We start from the raw sequence: 18,767 nt of genomic DNA on the forward strand, positions 1-18,767 counted from the left end.
CCGTGGAAGACGACCACGTGGATAGGCTGGATGTGCAAGCGCGGTAACGCGCTGAGCTGACCAGTACTAATCGCTCGATCGGCTTGATCGCTCTCATGATCCGTGTCCGGATCGACCAACACAACCACGACACGATGAAGACACATACACATATGCTTGCCGGACGAACGTGCTTGGCCGGTCTGGTGGTCTGAGCGGGGTGATCTGAACCCGATCCCATCTCGAACTCGGCCGTTAACCGCCCCAGCGCCTATGGTACTGTGTCTCAAGACACGGGAGAGTCGGTCACCGCCAGACCTGCCAAGCACGTCACGTTCCCTCATCACGATCTCAACACGCAAGCCCGCCAGGATCATCCCTGGCGGGCTTCGTCGCGTTCAGGCCCCCTCGCCTCTCGGCGCTCCATCCTGGTGCGGGGCTCAGTCGATACCGTGGCCGCCCGGGTGTGCCCCTGAAGGACGATCAGCGGAAATCTAGAATTCGACGCCGAATCGGACACGCAGGTTGTGACGCGAGAACTGGGTCAGGTTGAACACCCTGTCCGAGAAATCCGGGTCACGATCGTGGCCGAACACCTGCGTCGAGTAGGCCAGGGTGAGAAAGCCCTTCTCCATGACGTGGTAGTGCAGCACCGGACCGACGAAGACGGCGTGACCCTCGAAGCGGTTCAGGAACGCCCCCTCATAGGCGCGCATGTACCGGACCTCCGGCCCCACGAAGAGGTCGCCCGCGATCTTCGCCATCACCGCGCCCGAGAGCGAGAGCGTCGAGGTCCGGTCGACTTCGCCGCTGCCCTTCAGCCGCGACACCTGAGGGTCGTAGATCAGGTTGAAGCCGGCCCAAAGCGTGTCCGGCACCAGCCGCATATCGGCGATGAGGCGGCTCTCGACGCTGTATACGTCTGCCCCCTGCCCCTCGACCGGGGTGATACGAGCGTATTGCGGTTCGGCCAGAACGGCCAGACTGAACGGTCGGTCCTCGGTGCGCTTGAAGAACTGGTACTTGAGCTCGACAGAACCGCCGTTGAAGGTCCCGAAGGCCTTGTTCGGGACGCCCGCGATGCCGCGGCTGTCGCGGGCATCAAACCGGAGGCCCGGCTCGATGCTGAAATTGTCCGTCGGGTCGTACTGGTAGCTGATGAGGGGCTGCGCGGCACCGTAGCCCGACCGGCCAGGCCCATCCCGGCGCTTGCTGAAGCGGCCGATGCTGTCGACCAGCACCTCCTGCTCGCCCTTCTTGCCGGTATCGGTGCCCTCGGTAAATCCGAACAGGTTCTCGGTGTCGACCTTGTCGGGCTTGTCGCCCTTCCCGCCCCCCTGCGCTTCGCGTGCGCTGCTCCCAGTCTGGGTCTCACCGGCCTGAGCGGGCACGGCGACGGCGAACGGGTCGGTGGCACCAACCACGATGAGGAGCGCCGCAAACCGGCGGGACGATGCGAGGGCGAGCGAGATGAGGGGCATGACCGGGCCTGGTACCGGTACCCTCTATATCGAGGATGCACGCCCCTGGTTGCGGCGGTTCGGCTACACCTTCCGCGTATCTCCGGCATGGGGCCATTCCGCCGGACCCGAGCGGAGGCCGCGGTGGAGGTGCAGGGCATTGCCCGGTGACGGGGCGGCCGGTCCGGTCAGGGGGCCGCGACGGCACGCTCCAGGCCGGCCAGGTGCTGGTCCGCGGCAGCGGTCGCATCGCGCTCGATGGCCCGGTAACATGCGATCAGGCGGGCACCGAACGGCGTGACGTGGGCTCCCCCACCGCTGCGCCCCCCGACCTGCCCCTCGACGACAGGCTCCGCGAAGGATCGGTTGAGCTCGTCGACCAGCACCCAGGCGCGGCGGTACGACATCCCGAGCACCCGTCCGGCGGCCGAGATCGAGCCGTGCTCGGCGATGGCCTCGAGGAGACGGATCTTGCCGGGACCGACCCGGATCTCGGGGGCAAGGTCGATGCGGATGCTGAGCGAGACCATGGCGGGGCCCGAGGCGGGACGGTCTTGAGCGAAGGAACGGCGTTCCGATCCGGCCCTTATAGCGGTCGGATCGGTCCGCGTCGCTCGAGGACCGGCAACCGCCTCCGCTCAGCTGCGTACCGGGAAGACGCGCGGCGACAAGTCCTCGAGGCTGCGGCCGGCCCAGTCGCGCCCGGGAGCGCCGGCGATGACCTCGGCCTGGCCGCGCCGCAGCATCGCGATGTCCTCGGCGATGTCGAAGGTCGTCACCGTGCCGTCGCGCACGACTTGCACGCCGTCGACGTAGACGTCGCGCACGGCCCGGTCGTTGGCCGAGTAGATCAGGCTGCGCAGCGGCTCGTAATCGGGCTGCATGTACGGATTGCCCATGTCGATCACGGCGAAATCGGCCTTGCAACCCGGCGCCAGCCGGCCGAGGTCCGGCCGCCGGATCAGGTCGGCACCGCCGCTCGTCGCGGCCGTGAAGGCCTGGGCGGTGGTCGCGGCGGTGTAGCTGCCGGCGCGGATGCGGCCGGCGTAGCAGGCCATGCGCAGCTCATCGAGCATGTTGTGCGGGAAGGTGTCGGTGCCGATCCCGCAGGGGATGCCGGCCTCCATGTAGCGGCCGAGCGAGTTCAGCGCGATGCCGCGGCGCGCGAACACCACCGGGCAATGCGCGACGCCGGCGCCGCTGTCCCGCAGCCGCTCGAAGTCGTTGGCGTGCGGGAAGTGCAGCCAGGGATGGTCGTTGAGGAAGATGCCGTGGCCGATGACGAGGTCGGGCCCCAGCGCGCCGATCTTGTCGAGCCAGCCGATCGGCGTCTCGCCGGTGCGGCGCAGGATCTCCTGGAATTCGACGATGCTCTGGGCGGCGTGGATCTGGATCGGCTGGCCGCGGTCGCGGGCGGCGGCGAGCGCCTCGAGGATCTGGCCCTCCGTCACCGTGTCGATCTGGGCCGGGCAGAGCAGGCCGGAGATGCGGCCGCTCGGGTGGCGGCCGGCCTCGTCCATCAGGTCGATCGCCTCGCGCAGCAGGCGGTCGCCGCGGGCCGGGTCGAGGTCGTACTCGACCGAATGGCCGTTGGTGGTCTTCCATGGGCCCGAGCGGAACATCGCCCAGAGCACCGCCCGGATCCCGGTCTCGGCGTAATGCTCCGGCCAGTCGGGGGTCGGCTGGCCGAGGTCGCAGATCGTCGTGACGCCGCTCTTCAAGAGTTCCGAGACCGCGACGCGCCTGGCGTGCCTGGCGTAGCCCGGGCCGATGTTGAAGACCGGCATGAACTCGTAGAGCGAGCTTTGCCCGAGCTTGGCGCTGCCGAGCTCCTCCAGCATGCCCTTCCAGCCCGGCTCGTGCCCGGGATGGGAGTGGATGTCGACGAAGCCGGGGATCAGCATCAGCCCGGCACCGTCGATCTCGCGCGCCACCGGGCCGTCATAGCCTTGGCCGACGAACGTGACGTCCTTGCCCGTGAAGGCGAGGTCGGCGTGGCGGAGGTAGACGTGGGAGCCGGCCTCGGCGTCCCAGGCGACGATCCAGTCGCAGTTCCGGTAGAGCGTGGCGCCGGTGGGTTCGGTCACGGTCCCCTCCCCTCGTGATGTCAGGCGACTTGCTTGTGTCAGGCGACTTGCATGTGTCACGCGACTTGGCCGCCGCGGTCGTAGACGACGGCGCCGCCGCGGATGGCCATGTCGCAGCGCGTGCCGGACAGGATCTCCTCGGGCGCGGCCGTGGTCATGTCGCGCGAGAACACCGCGATATCGGCGGCCAGCCCCGGCACGAGGCGGCCGCGATGCCCCTCGGCCTTGTTCACGAAGGCCCCGAGCGCCGTATAGGCGTGCAAGGCCTCGGGCAGCGACAGCCGCTCGGCCCCGCCGATCACGGTGCCGCGCGAGGTCTTGCGGGTCACCATCGTGAACAGGTTCGGGAACGGGTCGATGTCGCAGACCGGCGCGTCGCTGGAGGCCGCCGCGGCAAGGCCGCTTTCGAGCCAGGTCTTCATCGGGTAGGAGGCGGCGGCCCGCGCCTCGCCCAGCACCGAGACGTAGAGGTCGCCGAAATCGTAGATGAAGACCGGCTGCGGCACCGGCTCGACGCCGAGCCGCACCATGCGGTCGATCTGCGCCGGGCTGTTGAAGCCGCAATGCTCGATGCGGTGGCGCCGCGCCGGATCGGGCATCGCCGTCAGGGCCTTCTCAAAGGCATTCAACGTCTGCTCGATCGCCGCGTCGCCGATCGCGTGCACGGCGAGCTGGTAGCCCTTGGCGTGATACTCCGCCACGAAGGTATCCATCTCCGGGTCGGTCAGGAGCGACAATCCGCGGGTCTCCGGCTCGCCGAGATAGGGCTGCGCCATGGCGGCGGTACGCCCGCCGGCGCTGCCGTCGGTGAAGATCTTGACCGGGCCGACGCGGAGCATGTCGTCGCCCGCGCCGGTGATCACGCCGTCCTCGAAGGCCTGCTCGACGATGCCGCCGGGCCCGCCGAGCAGGCACTGGTTCACCCGCACCGGCAGGCGCAGGCTTCGCTGGGCGTTGCGGTAGGCGGCGACCTCCCGATAGCCGGCCCGCATGCCGACCCCGGCATCCATGACGCTGGTGATGCCGTAGGACAGGCAGGCCTCGCCCGCCCGCTCGATCGCCGCCACCAGATCCGCGTCGGTCGGCGGCGGCAGCACGCGTTTGAGCCGGTCGCGGCCGGTCTCGGCGAGGAGCCCGGTCAGGCGGCCGTCCCGCTGCTCGATCGCGCCGCCCTGCGGCACCGGCGTCGCCTCGTCGATGCCGGCGAGCGCCAGCGCCCGCGAATTGGCGATCGTCACGTGCCCGCAGGCGCGCACCAGCGAGACCGGGTGGTCGGGCGCGACGGCATCGAGTTCCTCGCGCAAGGGGTGGCGCTTCACGTCGAGCTCGAACTGGTCGTAGCCGCGTGCCAGGATCCAGGAGCCCGGCGGCAGCGCCGTCGCCCGCTCGCGGATCTTAGCCAGGAGCGCGTCGAGGGTGCGGGCGGCGGCCGGCGTCGCGTCGATGTCGAGCATGCCGAGCCCGTAGGGCAGGAGATGCATGTGGGCGTCGTAGAGGCCCGGGGTGGCGAGCCGGCCGCGCAGGTCGATGACCCGCGTCCCCGGCCCGATCAGCGCTGCGAGGTCGGCGGACGAGCCGGTCGCCAGAACCGTGCCGGCCCAGAGCGCGACGGCCTCCGCCATGCCCTCCTTGAGGCCGCAGAAGACGCGGCCGTTGGTCAGGATCGTGTCGGCTTTCGGGAGCAACGCCATGGATCTCTCCGCTCGCTGTCGTCATCAGGCCGCCGTGGTCGCGGTCATGGCGGCCCGCTTCCGCTCGTAGAGCGCCAGCCGGGCCTGGAGCCGCGCATGGCGCTCGCCCGCACCGAGGCGGGTGAAGGCCGGGACCGTCTCGGCGAAGTGGCAGGCCGCCGCGTGGCCGGGTCCGAGCGTCCGCAGGGCCGGCGCCTCCTCGCGGCAGCGCGCCTGCGCGACGATGCAGCGGGTGTGGAAGCGGCAGCCGGCGGGCGGCTTCATCGGGCTCGGCACGTCGCCGCCGAGCGCCGGCCGTGCGGGGCGGCGGGCGGGATCGGGCACCGGCGCGGCGGCGAGCAGCGCCTGCGTGTAGGGATGGCGCGGGGCGGCGTAGAGCGCACCCACCGGGGCGGTCTCGACGACCTCGCCGAGATACATCACGGCCACCCGGTCGGCCATGTGCCTCACCACCGCCAGCCCATGCGAGATGAACAGGTAGGCGAGGCCGAACTCCGCCTGCAGGTCCTTGAGCAGGTTCACCACCTGCGCCTGGATCGAGACGTCGAGGGCCGAGACCGGCTCGTCGCAGACGATCAGCCGGGGCTTGAGCGCGAGCGCCCGGGCGATGCCGATGCGCTGGCGCTGCCCGCCGGAGAATTCGTGCGGGAAGCGGTCGGCGTGGTAGCGCGCCAGCCCGACGAGATCGAGCAGCTCGCGCACCCGGGCCGCCCGGGAGGCGGCATCGCCGAGGCCGTGGACCAGCATCGGCTCGGCCAGGATCTCCTCGACGCTCATGCGCGGGTTGAGGCTGGCGAACGGGTCCTGGAAGATCACCTGCATCTGCCGGCGCAGGGGCTTCAACGCGGCCCGCCCGTCATGGGTGACGTCGCGGCCGTCGAAGCGGATCGTGCCGGCGCTCGGCGCGATCAGCCGGAGCGCCAGCCGCGCGAGGGTGGACTTGCCGCAGCCGCTCTCGCCCACCACCGCCAGCGTCTCGCCGGCCGCGATGGAGAGCGACACGCCGTCGACCGCCCGCACCGCGCCGACCTGCCGGCGCAGGATCAGGCCCTCGTGCACCGGGTAGTGCTTGCGGACGCCGTCGAGTTCGAGGAGCGGCCCCGTCATGCCTGCGTCTCCACGGGCGCCTTCCAGCAGGCGACGGCGTGGCCGGGCGCGATCTCGGCGGTGGGCGGGTAGGCCGCGCGGCATTCCTCCCCGGCGAAGGGACAGCGCGGGCCGAACCGGCACCCCGCCGGCAGCGCGAAGGGCGGCGGCACGGTGCCGCCGATCACGACGAGCCGGTCGCGCTCGTCCTCCATCCGCGGCATCGCGCCCATCAGGCCGATCGTGTAGGGGTGCTGGGGATCGTCGAAGATCGCCGCGACCGGGGCGCGCTCGACGATACGGCCGGCATACATCACCGCCACCTCGTCGGCGACCTGGGCGACCACGCCGAGATCGTGGGTGATCAGGATGATCGCCATGCCGGTCTCGGCCTGCAGCTCGCGCAGCAGGTCGAGGATCTGCGCCTGGATCGTCACGTCGAGGGCCGTCGTCGGCTCGTCGGCGATGAGGAGCGCCGGGCGGCAGGCGAGCGCCATGGCGAGCATCACGCGCTGGCGCATGCCGCCGGAGAGCTGGTGCGGATACTCGTCGAAGCGCCGCTCGGGCGCCGGGATGCGCACCTGCCGCAACGCCGCGATCGCCTTCTCCTTGAGCGCCCGGGCGGGCAGCGTCTCGTGCTCCCTCAAGGCCTCGACGATCTGATACCCGATCGTGTGGACCGGGTTCAGGCTCGTCATCGGCTCCTGGAAGATCATGGCGATGCGCCGGCCGCGCAAGGACCGCATCGCGGCCGGCGCCAGCCCGACGAGCTCGCGCCCCTCGAGCCGGATCGAGCCGCCGGTCACCCGGCCGGGCGCGGGCACCAGCCCCATCAGGGAGAGCGACAGCATGCTCTTGCCGCAGCCGCTCTCGCCGACGATGCCGAGGGTGCGCCCCGGCGCCACCGCGAGCGAGACGCCGTCCACCGGACGGATCGGGCCGCGCGGCGTCGCGAAGGTCGTGGCGAGGTCGCGCACCTCGAGGATCGGCTCCGGCGCGGCGGCGCCGCGCGGGGCGGTCGCCGGGTGGTCGGGTTGCAGGATCGGGCGGGCGGCGGCGAGGGGCACGGCCACGCCCCTACCGCTTCAGGCTGAGGTCGAGGCCCTTGTAGAGGCCCGCGCCGTAGAGCCCGTGCGGCCGCACGCCCTCGACGCGGTCCCCCGACACGACCCAGAGCTGCCGCGTCACGAGCGGAATCCAGACGTTGGCGGCGGTGAGGAGCCGCTGCACCTCGGCGGTCGCCTGCGTGCGTTTGGCGGGATCGACCGCGGTCGCGGCGGCGTCGATGAGCCGGTCGGTCGTCTCGTCCTTCCAGTTCATCCGGTTCGGCGTCGGCGCCTGCGTGCTCTTGAAGTAGAGGCTGAGCGCCTCGGTCGCGGTCCCGTACGGGTAGGACAGCATGAAGGCGTCGAATTCCTGCGTCGCCAGCTTGCCCCAGGCGACGGTCGCGTCCCAGAGCTGGATCCGCATGTCGATGCCGACCTTGCGCAGGTCCCCCTGCATCGCCTCGGCGATGCGCGGGTTCTGGTCGTCGCGGATGCCGTAGACCAGGACACTGGCCTTCTGGCCGTCCTTCACCCGGATGCCGTCCGGCCCGGGCGCCCAGCCGGCCTCGTCCAGCACCTTGGCGGCGCCCGCCGGGTCGAGGGGCGGCATCATCGCGGCCGCCTTGGCGTCGTAGTCGAGCACGGTTGGGCTGAGCAGCGAGTGCAGCGGCGTGCCGTGGCCGAAATAGACCGCCTTGGCGATCGCGTCCCGGTTGACCGCCATGCCGGCGGCGCGCCGGATCGCCGGATCGCTCGAGACCGGCTTGTTGACCCGGAAGGCGAAGAAGACGTCGTAGATGTAGTTCTTCTGCTGCTGCACCTTGAGGCCCGGCACCCGCTGCATCGTGTCGATCGAGAACAGCGGCGGGTAATAGGTGATGTCGGCCTGGCGCGCCTGCATGGCGGCCATCAGGGTATTGGCCTCGGGCACGACCTTCCAGACGATCTGGTCGATCTCCGGCTTCGGATTCCTGTAGATCGGCGGGCCCCAGGTGTAATGGGGGTTCTTCTTCAGGACGAGGTCCTGGCGCGGCGTCCAGCTGACCCAGCAATACGGCCCGGTGGCGTTGAAGCCCTGGACGCCGAAATTCTGGCCCAGCGTCTCGACGGCCGCCTTGTCGACGATCGAGCCGAAGGATTGCGTGAGCTGGTACAGGAGGTCGCTGAACGGCTCCTGCAGCTCGTAGACGACGGTGTGGTCGTCGGTGGCGCGGATATCCTTCACCTTGCCGGCGCGGTTGGCCACCGGCGAGCGGGTGGCCGGATCGATCCAGCGCTTGAGCGAGTAGACCACGTCCTCGGCGGTCATCGGCCGGCCGTCGCAGAACTTCACGTCCTGGCGCAGGTCGAAGGTGTAGGTCTTGCCGTCCTGGGATTCGGTCCAGGACTTGGCGAGCAGCGGCTTCACCGTCTTCATGTCGAAGTCGAGGCTGACCAGCGTGTCGGCCAGCATGAACACGACCTCGGAGGCCGAGGTCGCGGTCGAGCGGACCGGATCGTAGCGGTCGGCATCGATGACCCGCAGGATGGTGAGCGGCGCCTTGGTCTGGGCAACGGCTGGGACGAGGCCGAGGAGCGACAATCCGGCCGCCGTCGCAGCCGTCACGAACGTCTTCATCGATCGAAAATCCTCTCGCATCGTCAGCGGCGCAGGCGGGGGTCGAGGGCATCGCGCAGGCCGTCGCCGAGCATCGTGAAGGCGAGCACGGTGACGAAGATCAGCAGGCTCGGCAGGACCGAGACGTGGGGCGCGAAGAACAGGAAGTTGCGTCCGTCCGACGCCATGGCGCCGAGCTCGGCCGTCGGCGGCTGCGCGCCGAGCCCGATGAAGGACAGGAGCGAGCCGAGCAGGATCACCTGGCCGAAGCGCAAGGTGACGAAGACGAAGATCGGCGACAGGCAGTTGAGCAGGACGTACTTCGTCAGGATGCGGCCGTCGCCCATGCCGAGGGCGCGGGCGGCCTCGATGTAGTCCTGCTGCAGCACCACCAGCGCCGCGCCGCGCACCACCCGCGCCATCAGCGGGACGGTGGCGATCGAGAGCGCGAGCAGCACCGCCGTGAGGCCCGGCCCGACGATCGCGGTCAGCGCCAGGCCGAACAGGATCGCCGGGAACGACAGCAGCACGTCCATCAGGCGCATCAGGAGCCCGGAGACGCGCGGGTAATAGGCCGCCGCGAACCCGACGAGCCCGCCGAGGCCGCAGCCGATGACGACGGCCACGCCGCTCATCGCCAGCGTCGTCCTGAGGCCGAACAGCAGGCGGGTGACCATGTCGCGCCCCTGCCCGTCGGTGCCGAGCAGCGCCCCGTCGCCCGGGGCCTTGAGGGTGTTGGCGAGGTCGCCCGCGTAAGGATCGGCCGGCGCGAGCCACGGCGCCAGCAGGGCCGCCAGCACCAGCAGCGCGACGACGACCAGAGCCACGGCGCTGACCGGCTCGCGCATGAGGACGCGCAGGATCGAGGGACGGGCCGCGACCGCGAAACCGGCATGCGGCGTCGCCTCGGGCGTGAGCGCGACGGCCTCGCTCATCGGGCCTCCCGGGTGCGGGGGTCGAGGAACGCGTAGAGCACGTCGACGACCAGGTTGATCAGGATGAAGCCGGCCGACAGGACGATGATGGTGCCCTGGGCCATCGGCGCGTCGCTCGACAGGATCGCCCCGACGGCGAGCCGGCCGATGCCCGGCCAGCTGAAGATCGTTTCGACCACCACCGCGCCGCCGAGCAGGAACCCGATCTGCAGCCCGATCAGGGTGACGACCGGGATCAGGGCGTTGCGCAGGGCGTGCCGGAGCACGACGGCGCGCTCGCTCAGCCCCTTCGCCCGGGCGGTGCGGACGTGGTCGGCCCCGAGCGCGTCGAGGACGGAGCTGCGCGTCATGCGGGCGACCGGCCCGACGAAGACGCCGCCCAGCGTCACCGCCGGCAGGATCACGCCCTGAATTCCCTCGAGCGTCCAGAGCGGCCCGGTGCGGCCGGTGAAGGGCAGGAGCTGCCAGTGGAAGCCGAAGAGCCAGACGAGGCCGAGCCCGAGCAGGAAGACCGGCACCGAGACGCCGGCCACCGAGGCCGCCAGGATCAACCGGTCGGGCCAGCGGCCGCGCCAGTAGGCGCCGACCGTGCCGAGCAGGATGCCGAGCGGCGCCGACCAGATCAGCGAGGCCAGCATCAGTTCGAGCGTCGGCCCGATCGTGTTCCCGAGTTCGTCGATCACCGGCATGTTGTTGATGATCGAGACGCCGAGGTCGCCGCGCAGCAGGCGGCCGAGATAGAGCGGGAACTGGATCCAGAGCGGCCGGTCGAGGCCGAGATCGCGCCGGATCGCCTCGATGACGTCCTGCGTCGCCGTCGGACCGGCCCGGACCACGGCCGGGTCGTTGGGCACGACCTGCATCAGGAGGAAGCCGACCAGCAGCACGCCGAGCAGGACCGGGACGGCGAGGAGCAGCCGCTGGAGAACCTGGCGGAGCATCGGCGCCTAGAGCCGCGCCGCCGAGAGCCGCCGGCCGCCCTGGGGCAACCCGGTCGCGGTCCTGGACCGGCCCGGTTTCGCCTCGTGCCTGAGAGCTAACAAGTGGAGCCTCCCGCTGTCCATCGATCTCTGCAACGACCCTGCAAGGTGCGGGCCAGATGAGAAACGATCATCCGGGCCTCGCGGCGTTCGTCGCCTGGATCGTTCCATCCGCTTGGCCACCCGATACGGTGAAGGAACCATCATGATTTGACGCGCGTCAGTGGCTGATCGACGGCGCTCGTCAGACCGCGACCGCCCCGCGCTCCCGCACGTCGCCGACGACGCGGGCGCGGACGCGGCGGGCGCCGCCGGGCAGGTAGGCGATCGGGATGTCCTCGACCTCGATGACCTTCAGGCTGGCGGGCTCGGCCCCGGCCTCGACCGCGCGGCGCTCGGCCATCGCCTGCGCCTCGGCGAGCGCCGCGTCGCGGGAGAGATCGGCGAAGATCTGGTCGACCTCGCCGGAGATCTGCGCCATCGCGGCGCCGAGCGCGTTCGCCACGCCGGCATGGGCGACGCGCACGACCTCGCTCACGCCCTCGAGCCGGTCCGGGATCAGGAAGGCGCCGCCGCCGACCGCGACGAGCTCGGTCGCGGTCCCGGAGGTCTTCATCCGGTCGACCCCCTCCTCGACCGTCCCGGCGATCCGCGCCAGCATGGCGGCGACGAAGGCCGGATCGAGGTGCCGGACGCGGTCGCGGTCGCCGATCTCGACCCGGCCCGCCGCCACCGCGATGTCGGTCGCCGTCAGCGTGTCGCCGCCGAAGACCAGGGCCTTCTCGGTGATGCGGTAGCCGACCGAGCGCGGCCCGATCGCGCCGGTCGCGGGATCGATGATCGTGCCGCCGCCGAGCGCCATCGGCAGCAGGTCGGGCATGCGGAACAGCGTCCGCACCCCGCCGATCGACACGACGTTGTTGGCCTCGCGCGGGAAACCGTGGACGAGGGAGCCGACATCGCTCGTCGTGCCGCCGACATCGACCACCATCGCGCCGTCGCGCCCCGACAGGAAGGCGGCGCCGCGCATCGAGTTGGTGGGGCCCGAGGCGAAGGAATGGACAGGATTGGCCGCCGCCAGAGCGGCCAGCACGACGGTGCCGTCGTTCTGGGTCAGGAAGAACGGCGCGGCGATGCCGGAGGCGGCGAGCGCCTCCTCGAAGGCGGCCACCGTCCGAAGTCCCAGGGATTGCAGCGCGGCGTTGAGCAGCGTGACGTTCTCGCGCTCCAGGAGCCCGATGCGGCCGAGGGTGTGCGAGAGCGTGATCCGCGCCCCCGGGATCACGGCGCGGACGAGATCCGCCGCCTCCTCCTCGCAGGCCGCGGTCAGCGGCGAGAACAGGGCGGTGATGCCGACCGAGGTGATGCCGGCGTCGCGGATGCGTGAGGCCGCGTCCCGGATCGCCGCGCGGTCGAGGGGGACGAGTTCGCGCCCGTCATATTCGTGCCCGCCCGCCACCATGACCGACAGCGGATCGACCGCCGCGCGCAGGTCGTCCGGCCAGTCGACGGTCGGCGGCAGCGAGCGGGCCGCCGGGAGCGCGATGCGGATCGCCGCGACGCGCTCCAGCCGGGCGCGCTCCACCACCGCGTTGGTGAAATGCGTCGTGCCGATCATCACGGCGTCGATGCCCTCGAGCGGTGCCGCGGCCCCGAGGTCGCGGATGGCCTGGCGCACGCCCGCCATCACGTCGGCGGTGGTGGGCGTCTTGACGGAGCCGAGGACCCGCGTGCCGTCGATCAGCACGGCATCCGTGTTGGTGCCGCCGACGTCGATGCCGATGCGCTTCATGAGGAGAAGACCGAGGTGAAGTCGAGGTCGTAGCCGAAGGCCCGCGGGCCGACATGGGCGAGGCCCTTCGGCGACAGGAGGATGTCTGGCGCCGGCAGCGCCACCACCGTCACCCGCTGGCCGTAGCGGGCGGTCTCGGTGCCGATCGCCTCGCCCGAGACCGTGTCGAGGACGCAGATCAGGTCCGGCGTCATCACCACCGGCGCGCCGTCGCGGAAGCCCACCGCCCACTCGTTCTGGAAGGCCAGCTCCATCCGGCTGCCGGCATCGTCGCCGAGCCCGTCGATGCGGGCCGACCCGCGCAGGAAGCCGCCGGTCGCGGTGCGGTCGATGTCGCCGATCTTGCCGCGAAACAGCACCTTGCCGCCCTCATGCGCCACCACCGCCGCCACCGGGTCGGCATGGGCGGCCCGCGCCTCCAGCACCGCGCGGCCGAGGCCGGTGGCCTTGGTGACGGTGTCGAGGATCCCCCATTCCTTGACCTCGCGCCCGGTGCGCGGCGCCTTGCAGGTGGCGGCGGTCGAGCCGACCTCGGTGCAGGCCCTGCGGGAGATCCGCTCCATCCAGGTCCAGGACGCGGCGCGGGCCACCACCACCTCGTTGTCGCGGCAATCGACCAGGGTCAGCGGGTACATCTTGAGGTCGCCGATGGCGAAGCTCGTCATCTGCGCCTCCGGATAGGCGCGCCCCATCGCGTCCGCATCGACCACCGGGATGTCGAGATGGGCCGCCGCCAGGAACGGCGAGAGGGCGTTGCCGCCGCCGATCTCGACGCTCATCACGGCGCGGAAGCGCCGGCCGGTGACCTCCTCCATCAGCCGGACGGCGCGGGCGAGATGCGCCGGATCGACGAGCCGCTCCTGGCCGACCAGCGGCGCGCCCATCTTCGACACCACCGCGACGGGGTCGTCGTCGTCGAGCGCCCGCGGGTCGATCAGCCGGCAGCGCTTGCCCTCGGCATAGAGGGTCTTGAGGTTGAGCTCCGCCAGGTACGGGCTGCCGCCGCCGCCGGTGCCGAGGATCCAGGCGCCGATGCCGAGGGGCGCGATCTCCTCGGGCGCGAAGTCGCGGATCTCGGATGGGCCGCTCGTGAATTGGCCGATCATGGCCCCTCCTCACTGGATGGCCGCGAGGGTAAGGTCGGCGGCGGGCCCCGCCTATCAGGAGAGGCCCCTACCCGGGATCAGGCGGGAGCGGGGTGTTCGTGGCGGGTCGCCTCAAGCGTGTCGTGTTCATCGAGGCCGGCCAGAGCCCGCGCGACGACATCGTCCCGGAGATCCTGCTCCAGCTGAACGGCCCGGTCGAGCCGGTCGAGCGCGGCGCCCTCGACGGGCTGTCGGCGGCCGAGATCGCCGCCCTGGAGCCCGATGCCGGCGAGGCCTCGCTGGTCACCCGGCTGCGCAGCGGCGCCGACGTGGTCGTGTCGAAGGCCGCCGTCGGCGAGCGCATGGCGGGCATCCTGGCCTCGTTGCGCCCGCGCGAGTTCGACCTCGTGGTGATCCTCTCGACCGGGCTCTTGCGCGACTTCGACAGCCCGACCCCGATGGTGAACGCCCAGCGGGCGATCGAATCCGGCATCCGGGCGCTGGCGGCGGAGGAGCAGCGCCTCGGCATCGTCCAGCCGATCGCCCGCCAGATCGAGGAGGTCCGGCTGCCGACGCTCGCCGGTTACCCGGTCACCATCACCCACGCGATGCCGGGCGACCGCGACGCGCTCGCCCGCGCCATCGTCGATCTCGGCGGCTGCGAGGTGATCGTGTTGAACTCCGTCGCCTTCGACGAGCGCGACCGCGCGATCGTGGCGCGAGCGACCGGCCGCCCGGTGGTACTCGCCCGCCGCATCGTCGCGGGCGCGATCCGCCTCCTCCTCGATCAGGGCGGCGAGCCGGCGGGCGACGCGCGGGCGGGACCGGCCGATTACGGCGAGCGCCTGTCCCGGCTGACGCCCCGCGAGCGGCAGGTGCTCTCCCTGATGGCCGAAGGCCTGACCTCGAAGGCGATCGGCCGCCAGCTCGCGATCAGCCCGAAGACCGTGGAGATCCATCGCTCCAAGGTGATGGGCAAGATGGAGGTGGGGTCGCTGGGGGCGCTGATCCGGCTGGTGATGGCGTCGGAGGCGCCGGATGCCTGAGCCGATGTCGCAAAGGGGTGCCGGTTTTGCGGCGAGAATCTGCGGCGGGACAACAGCCTCAGCGGACGACGCGTTGGCCTGCCGACGCGAGTCTGCGTGGAGTGACGGTGATCGAGTCGGCTGCCGAAGGCTGCGTTCGACGCCATCGGGCCTTCGGCGGCTGATGCTACGCTGGATAGCGATGTTCTATCCATGCTCGCGCATCTGTCCGGGCATCTCGGATCGCCGCTCGACCTGCAGCACCTGCGTCGATCCGGGGTGAATGTCCGCATCATCCAACAATGGCCTGCATGCCGAACCTCGCCGTATGTGCCGTAAGGGCATTCGACTTCAAAATGGTATAATATTTTTGTTTTTGGCCATAAACTTGCATATAAATATTCCAAATAACTCGATTATTATACAGACGGCAGGCATCCATTGACTGCATATCGTTCATGCTTGGCCTTTGCATGATTGTTAATATTATATTTAAAAAATTTTGACATTTTTATATTGTTATAGCAAAAACTTGGGGGCTGCAGAAAATGTCGGCAGTTGCAAAACCGTCCGAATATTTAAATAAATCACGAAGCATTCTCCTGAGTCTAAGATATTTAATAATTGGACCGATAATAATACTTTTTACTGCCTTTATGGTCACGGGAATATTCGCGATTGCCAGAATCAAGATGATGAGCGAGTCCGCCAAGCAGGCATCGCTTGAGACCACAGCGGTCTCCATTCTTGGCAAGATGAACGAGATGAGCCAAGAGCTGCGCGCGCTTGCGTCATTGGCTCACAATGCTCGCGATAGCCAAGAACGGTATAGCTACTTGGTTGAGATTCGGAAGGCGCAACTGGCCTTCTCGGGAGCGTGGACCGCCTATGCGCCCACTGTCGCCGGCCCGGAAGAGCAGCGGCTCGCCCATAACCTGAGACGGGCGTGGCAGCAATTTCTCGCGATCGAAAGCGAAGGGGCTGCTCTCGATCGGGCAGGTGAGCGGGAACTCGCCGATGCGGTGTTTGCCGGCCCGTTCCGCAAAAGTTCGCTGACCTTCCGGACAGCCGTCAACGACATCCTCGCCTACAGGCAGACACGAGCGTTCGAGCGAACCGCGACGACGGACGAGATCGGACAGACGTCTCGCATGGCCGTCACGGTGGCGCTGATCATCGCCGCGCTGATCACGCTGGCGATCAGCTGGCTGATCATCCACCGCGTCGCCTCGCCCATCGCCTCCATGACTCAGGTGATGAGGCGGCTTGCTGAAAATGAGTGCGATGTCGTGATTCCGAATCGGGGGCGCCGTGACGAGATCGGCGAGATGGCGGCCGCCGTTCAAGTCTTCAAGGACAACATCCTTCGCAATCTCGCGCTGGAGCAGGAGGCCGCTTTCGCGCGCGCGACGGCGGACGAGCAGCGCCAATCCTTGATGCGCGACATGGCAGACAGCTTCGAGAGCGCCGTGGGCGGAATCATCGGCAGGGTCTCATCCTCAGCCCAGGAACTGCAACTGACGGCACGAACCATGACGATGACGGCGAACCAGACCGCAGCCCAGTCGACGGGTGCCGCCTCCGCAGCCGAACAGGCTGCAACGAATGTCGGTGCCGTCGCCGCGGCGGCCGAGGAACTCGGCACGAGCGTGTCCGAGATCGCCCGCCAGGTCGCCGGCTCGGCGCACCTTGCGCAGGATGCTGTCGCCCAAGCCAGCCAGACCGCCGGACTCGTCCGGGAATTGTCGGAGGCCGTCTCCAGGATCGGCGACGTCACGGGGCTGATCTCGACCATCGCCAGCCAGACGAACCTGCTCGCGCTCAACGCCACGATCGAGGCCGCGCGCGCCGGAGCGGCTGGCCGCGGCTTTGCCGTCGTCGCGGCAGAGGTGAAGGAACTGGCGAGTCAGACCGCCCGGGCGACGGACGAAATCACCGTTCACATCCAACGCGTCCAGACCTCGACCGGGCAGGCTGTCTCGGCCATCGGCGGGATCGCAAGCCGCATCCACGAGATCAACGACGTGGCGGCGGTGATCGCCGCGGCGGTGCAGCAGCAGGGCGCGGCCACGCAGCACATCGTGCGCAACGTCGCCCATGCGGCCACCGGCACCGCTGAGGTGACCCTCAACGTCGCCAACGTCGTCGAAGCAGCCAAGGAAACGGGCGCAGCCGCTTCCCAGGTCCTGACGTCTGCCTCCGAACTCTCGCGTCAATCCGACAACCTGAGCAACGAGGTCGCCCAATTCCTCGGCACCGTTCGGGCCGCCTGAAACGCCGGCCCAGGCGTCGCATGCGACCGTTCGAGTTCGTCATCGTCCAAGATTCTCGCCCATCAGACAGGCTATCATCTCATGCCACGTCAACATCAGCCCTTGGTCCCGGCACGACCTGCGCTCCTTGGCAAAATCTCAGGCTATCTCAGCGCGCGATCGCGCGTGAACAGGACAGTCGTGACGGGGTGGCGTCTCCTCGTTCTGACTCTCGGCGCAAGCTCAGCCGTTCCTGTACAGCCAGCCCTGGCACAGTCGCTCGGCGTTGCCATGGTGTCGCCGGACGGCTTCTCCGAGTTACTGCGCGATAGCATGCGGGACTACGCGAACAGCCAGCCGGGCACCTCGATTCGATTCGAGTATGCCGAGAACGGTGCCGGAGCGAAGCAGATCGAGCAGGTCAAGGGCTTCATCGCCGCGAAGGTCGATGCCATCATCGTCCTTGCGGTCGATACATCGGCGACGACGACGATCACGCGAATGGCGCAGGAGGCCGACGTGCCCCTCGTCTACGTCAACAATGGCCCGCATGAAGATTGGTTCGCCGGCCGGGTCGCGCTGGTTCTTCCGAACGATTTCGTCGCCGGGCGATTGCAGATGACGAAGATGGGGCAGATCCTGAACGGCCGGGGCCGGATCGCCATCATCGGCGGGCCTGCCGGTCATTCGGCGTCGCAACTGCGCACGGCTGGCGTCAAGGAGGTGGCCGCCGACTTGCCCGGGATCAGCATCGTCGCTGAGGCTGCCGCCGATTGGGACCGCCGGAAGGCCGAGCAGGTTGTGTCAGGATGGCTGTCGCGGGGCGAGAAGATCGACGCAATTCTGGCAAACAACGACGAGATGGCGCTTGGCGCAGCCAACGCCCTCCAGGCGGCGAAGACTCCGCGAGAGCAGATCAAGATTGCCGGTGTGGATGCGACGCCCGATGGCCTGAAGGCCATGCTCCAGAAGCGCATTGTTTTGACCATACAACAAGATGCAAAAGCCGAGGGGCAATCTGCCATTAGCAATGCCCTCAAACTTATCAATAAAGAACACGTCCAACAATACGACTGGGTGGATTTCGATCTTGTGACCGATAAAAATATCTCTAAATTCATCGAACAATAATGTAATATTGTCATAATTTCCAGTTAACGACTGCGACCCTCTGCAACTGGGAGGGCAGGCAGTCATGGGGACAGGGCGCGATCGAGAGCGGCCTGTCCAATAAGGTGACATCGACAGAGAATCTATGCACATACGACGATGTGCGCGTCTGGACGGGTCGATCAGAGCCTGTTTGACTCGATCGGTCCGTCACTCCCATTCTCGACCTCATCCTGAGGTGCCAGTCCACCGGAGATCGACCGACCTCGAAGGAGATTCCCAGGGATCGCGAGACTTCCGGAGCCCTCCTTCAAGGTCAGACGATCTTCGATCGGCCAACACCTCACGATGAAATCATGGGTTGGAGACATAAGAATTCAAAGGCACTGATTTCATCCGTCAACCATGCTCCCAGAACGCTCGAACAGTGGCGCCGCAGAGGAGTGTTCTACGATTTCGCCGCATGCCCGAATGTTCACACCGCCCGCCCCCGTCGCAGGGCTTCACGAGGTCGAAGCCATCCGGTCCAGCCCCTGGATCACCCCCGTCTGCCTACTCCACAGGCAACCGCCCACATCGTCACCACGCCTCCACTAAGGGCCCTCCCCTATAGCGGCCCGGTCCGGCACGGGACTAGCCTTC

General features: G+C 68.8%; 14 protein-coding genes and 2 rRNA genes. 5 read left to right on the forward strand and 11 right to left on the reverse strand.

The window, feature by feature from the left end:
- Window positions 1–91, forward strand: a 23S ribosomal RNA gene (locus tag FF100_RS33040); the annotation flags it as partial.
- A 90-nt stretch (window positions 92–181) separates the two neighbouring features.
- A 5S ribosomal RNA gene (gene rrf, locus FF100_RS33045) occupies window positions 182–297 on the forward strand.
- A 176-nt stretch (window positions 298–473) separates the two neighbouring features.
- Here the strand turns inward: rrf and FF100_RS33050 are convergent.
- From FF100_RS33050 to FF100_RS33100, 11 genes are all read right to left on the reverse strand, one after another.
- Window positions 474–1,403 carry a hypothetical protein gene (locus tag FF100_RS33050; protein ID WP_139040265.1) on the reverse strand — a complete coding sequence of 310 codons (930 nt, stop codon included), beginning with the start codon at window positions 1,401–1,403 and terminating at the stop codon, window positions 474–476.
- Between the two features lie 224 nt (window positions 1,404–1,627).
- On the reverse strand, window positions 1,628–1,969 hold the full coding sequence (locus tag FF100_RS33055) for a winged helix-turn-helix domain-containing protein (RefSeq protein ID WP_139040266.1): 342 nt from the start codon (window positions 1,967–1,969) through the stop codon (window positions 1,628–1,630).
- A 108-nt stretch (window positions 1,970–2,077) separates the two neighbouring features.
- A complete protein-coding gene (locus FF100_RS33060; RefSeq protein ID WP_139040267.1) occupies window positions 2,078–3,526 on the reverse strand; it encodes an amidohydrolase family protein in 1,449 nt (482 codons plus the stop codon).
- Between the two features lie 56 nt (window positions 3,527–3,582).
- Window positions 3,583–5,217: an amidohydrolase gene (locus tag FF100_RS33065; protein ID WP_139040268.1), complete on the reverse strand. Its 1,635-nt coding sequence runs from the start codon at window positions 5,215–5,217 to the stop codon at window positions 3,583–3,585.
- A gap of 24 nt (window positions 5,218–5,241) precedes the next feature.
- Window positions 5,242–6,324 (reverse strand): ABC transporter ATP-binding protein, encoded by a 1,083-nt coding sequence (locus tag FF100_RS33070; protein WP_139040269.1) that lies wholly within the window; start codon window positions 6,322–6,324, stop codon window positions 5,242–5,244.
- Window positions 6,321–7,343 (reverse strand): ABC transporter ATP-binding protein, encoded by a 1,023-nt coding sequence (locus FF100_RS33075; protein ID WP_139040293.1) that lies wholly within the window; start codon window positions 7,341–7,343, stop codon window positions 6,321–6,323. The genes FF100_RS33070 and FF100_RS33075 overlap by 4 nt, the downstream gene beginning before the upstream one ends.
- 37 nt (window positions 7,344–7,380) lie before the next feature.
- Window positions 7,381–8,967, reverse strand: coding sequence for an ABC transporter substrate-binding protein (locus FF100_RS33080; protein WP_205825122.1), 1,587 nt, complete (start codon window positions 8,965–8,967; stop codon window positions 7,381–7,383).
- 23 nt (window positions 8,968–8,990) lie between these two features.
- Window positions 8,991–9,881, reverse strand: a complete 891-nt coding sequence (locus tag FF100_RS33085; RefSeq protein ID WP_139040271.1) for an ABC transporter permease — start codon at window positions 9,879–9,881, stop codon at window positions 8,991–8,993.
- Window positions 9,878–10,822 carry an ABC transporter permease gene (locus FF100_RS33090; RefSeq protein ID WP_139040272.1) on the reverse strand — a complete coding sequence of 315 codons (945 nt, stop codon included), beginning with the start codon at window positions 10,820–10,822 and terminating at the stop codon, window positions 9,878–9,880. The genes FF100_RS33085 and FF100_RS33090 overlap by 4 nt, the downstream gene beginning before the upstream one ends.
- Before the next feature lie 283 nt (window positions 10,823–11,105).
- Window positions 11,106–12,653, reverse strand: a complete 1,548-nt coding sequence (locus FF100_RS33095; RefSeq protein WP_139040273.1) for a hydantoinase/oxoprolinase N-terminal domain-containing protein — start codon at window positions 12,651–12,653, stop codon at window positions 11,106–11,108.
- Window positions 12,650–13,759, reverse strand: coding sequence for an S-methyl thiohydantoin desulfurase family protein (locus tag FF100_RS33100; RefSeq protein WP_139040274.1), 1,110 nt, complete (start codon window positions 13,757–13,759; stop codon window positions 12,650–12,652). Before FF100_RS33100 ends, FF100_RS33095 begins: the two co-directional genes overlap by 4 nt.
- Window positions 13,760–13,857: 98 nt before the next feature.
- Here FF100_RS33100 and FF100_RS33105 point away from each other — a divergent pair, with 98 nt between their 5' ends.
- From FF100_RS33105 to FF100_RS33115, 3 genes are all read left to right on the forward strand, one after another.
- A complete protein-coding gene (locus FF100_RS33105) occupies window positions 13,858–14,784 on the forward strand; it encodes an AroM family protein (RefSeq protein WP_139040275.1) in 927 nt (308 codons plus the stop codon).
- Window positions 14,785–15,311: 527 nt separating this feature from the next.
- The gene (locus FF100_RS33110) at window positions 15,312–17,036 is read left to right on the forward strand and encodes a methyl-accepting chemotaxis protein (protein WP_139040276.1); all 1,725 of its coding nucleotides are present in this window, start codon (window positions 15,312–15,314) and stop codon (window positions 17,034–17,036) included.
- A 165-nt stretch (window positions 17,037–17,201) separates the two neighbouring features.
- The gene (locus tag FF100_RS33115) at window positions 17,202–18,146 is read left to right on the forward strand and encodes a substrate-binding domain-containing protein (protein ID WP_171070431.1); all 945 of its coding nucleotides are present in this window, start codon (window positions 17,202–17,204) and stop codon (window positions 18,144–18,146) included.
- The last annotated feature ends 621 nt before the right edge of the window (window positions 18,147–18,767 follow it).

The organism is Methylobacterium terricola (genome assembly GCF_006151805.1).
Classification (GTDB): Bacteria; Pseudomonadota; Alphaproteobacteria; order Rhizobiales; family Beijerinckiaceae; genus Methylobacterium; species Methylobacterium terricola.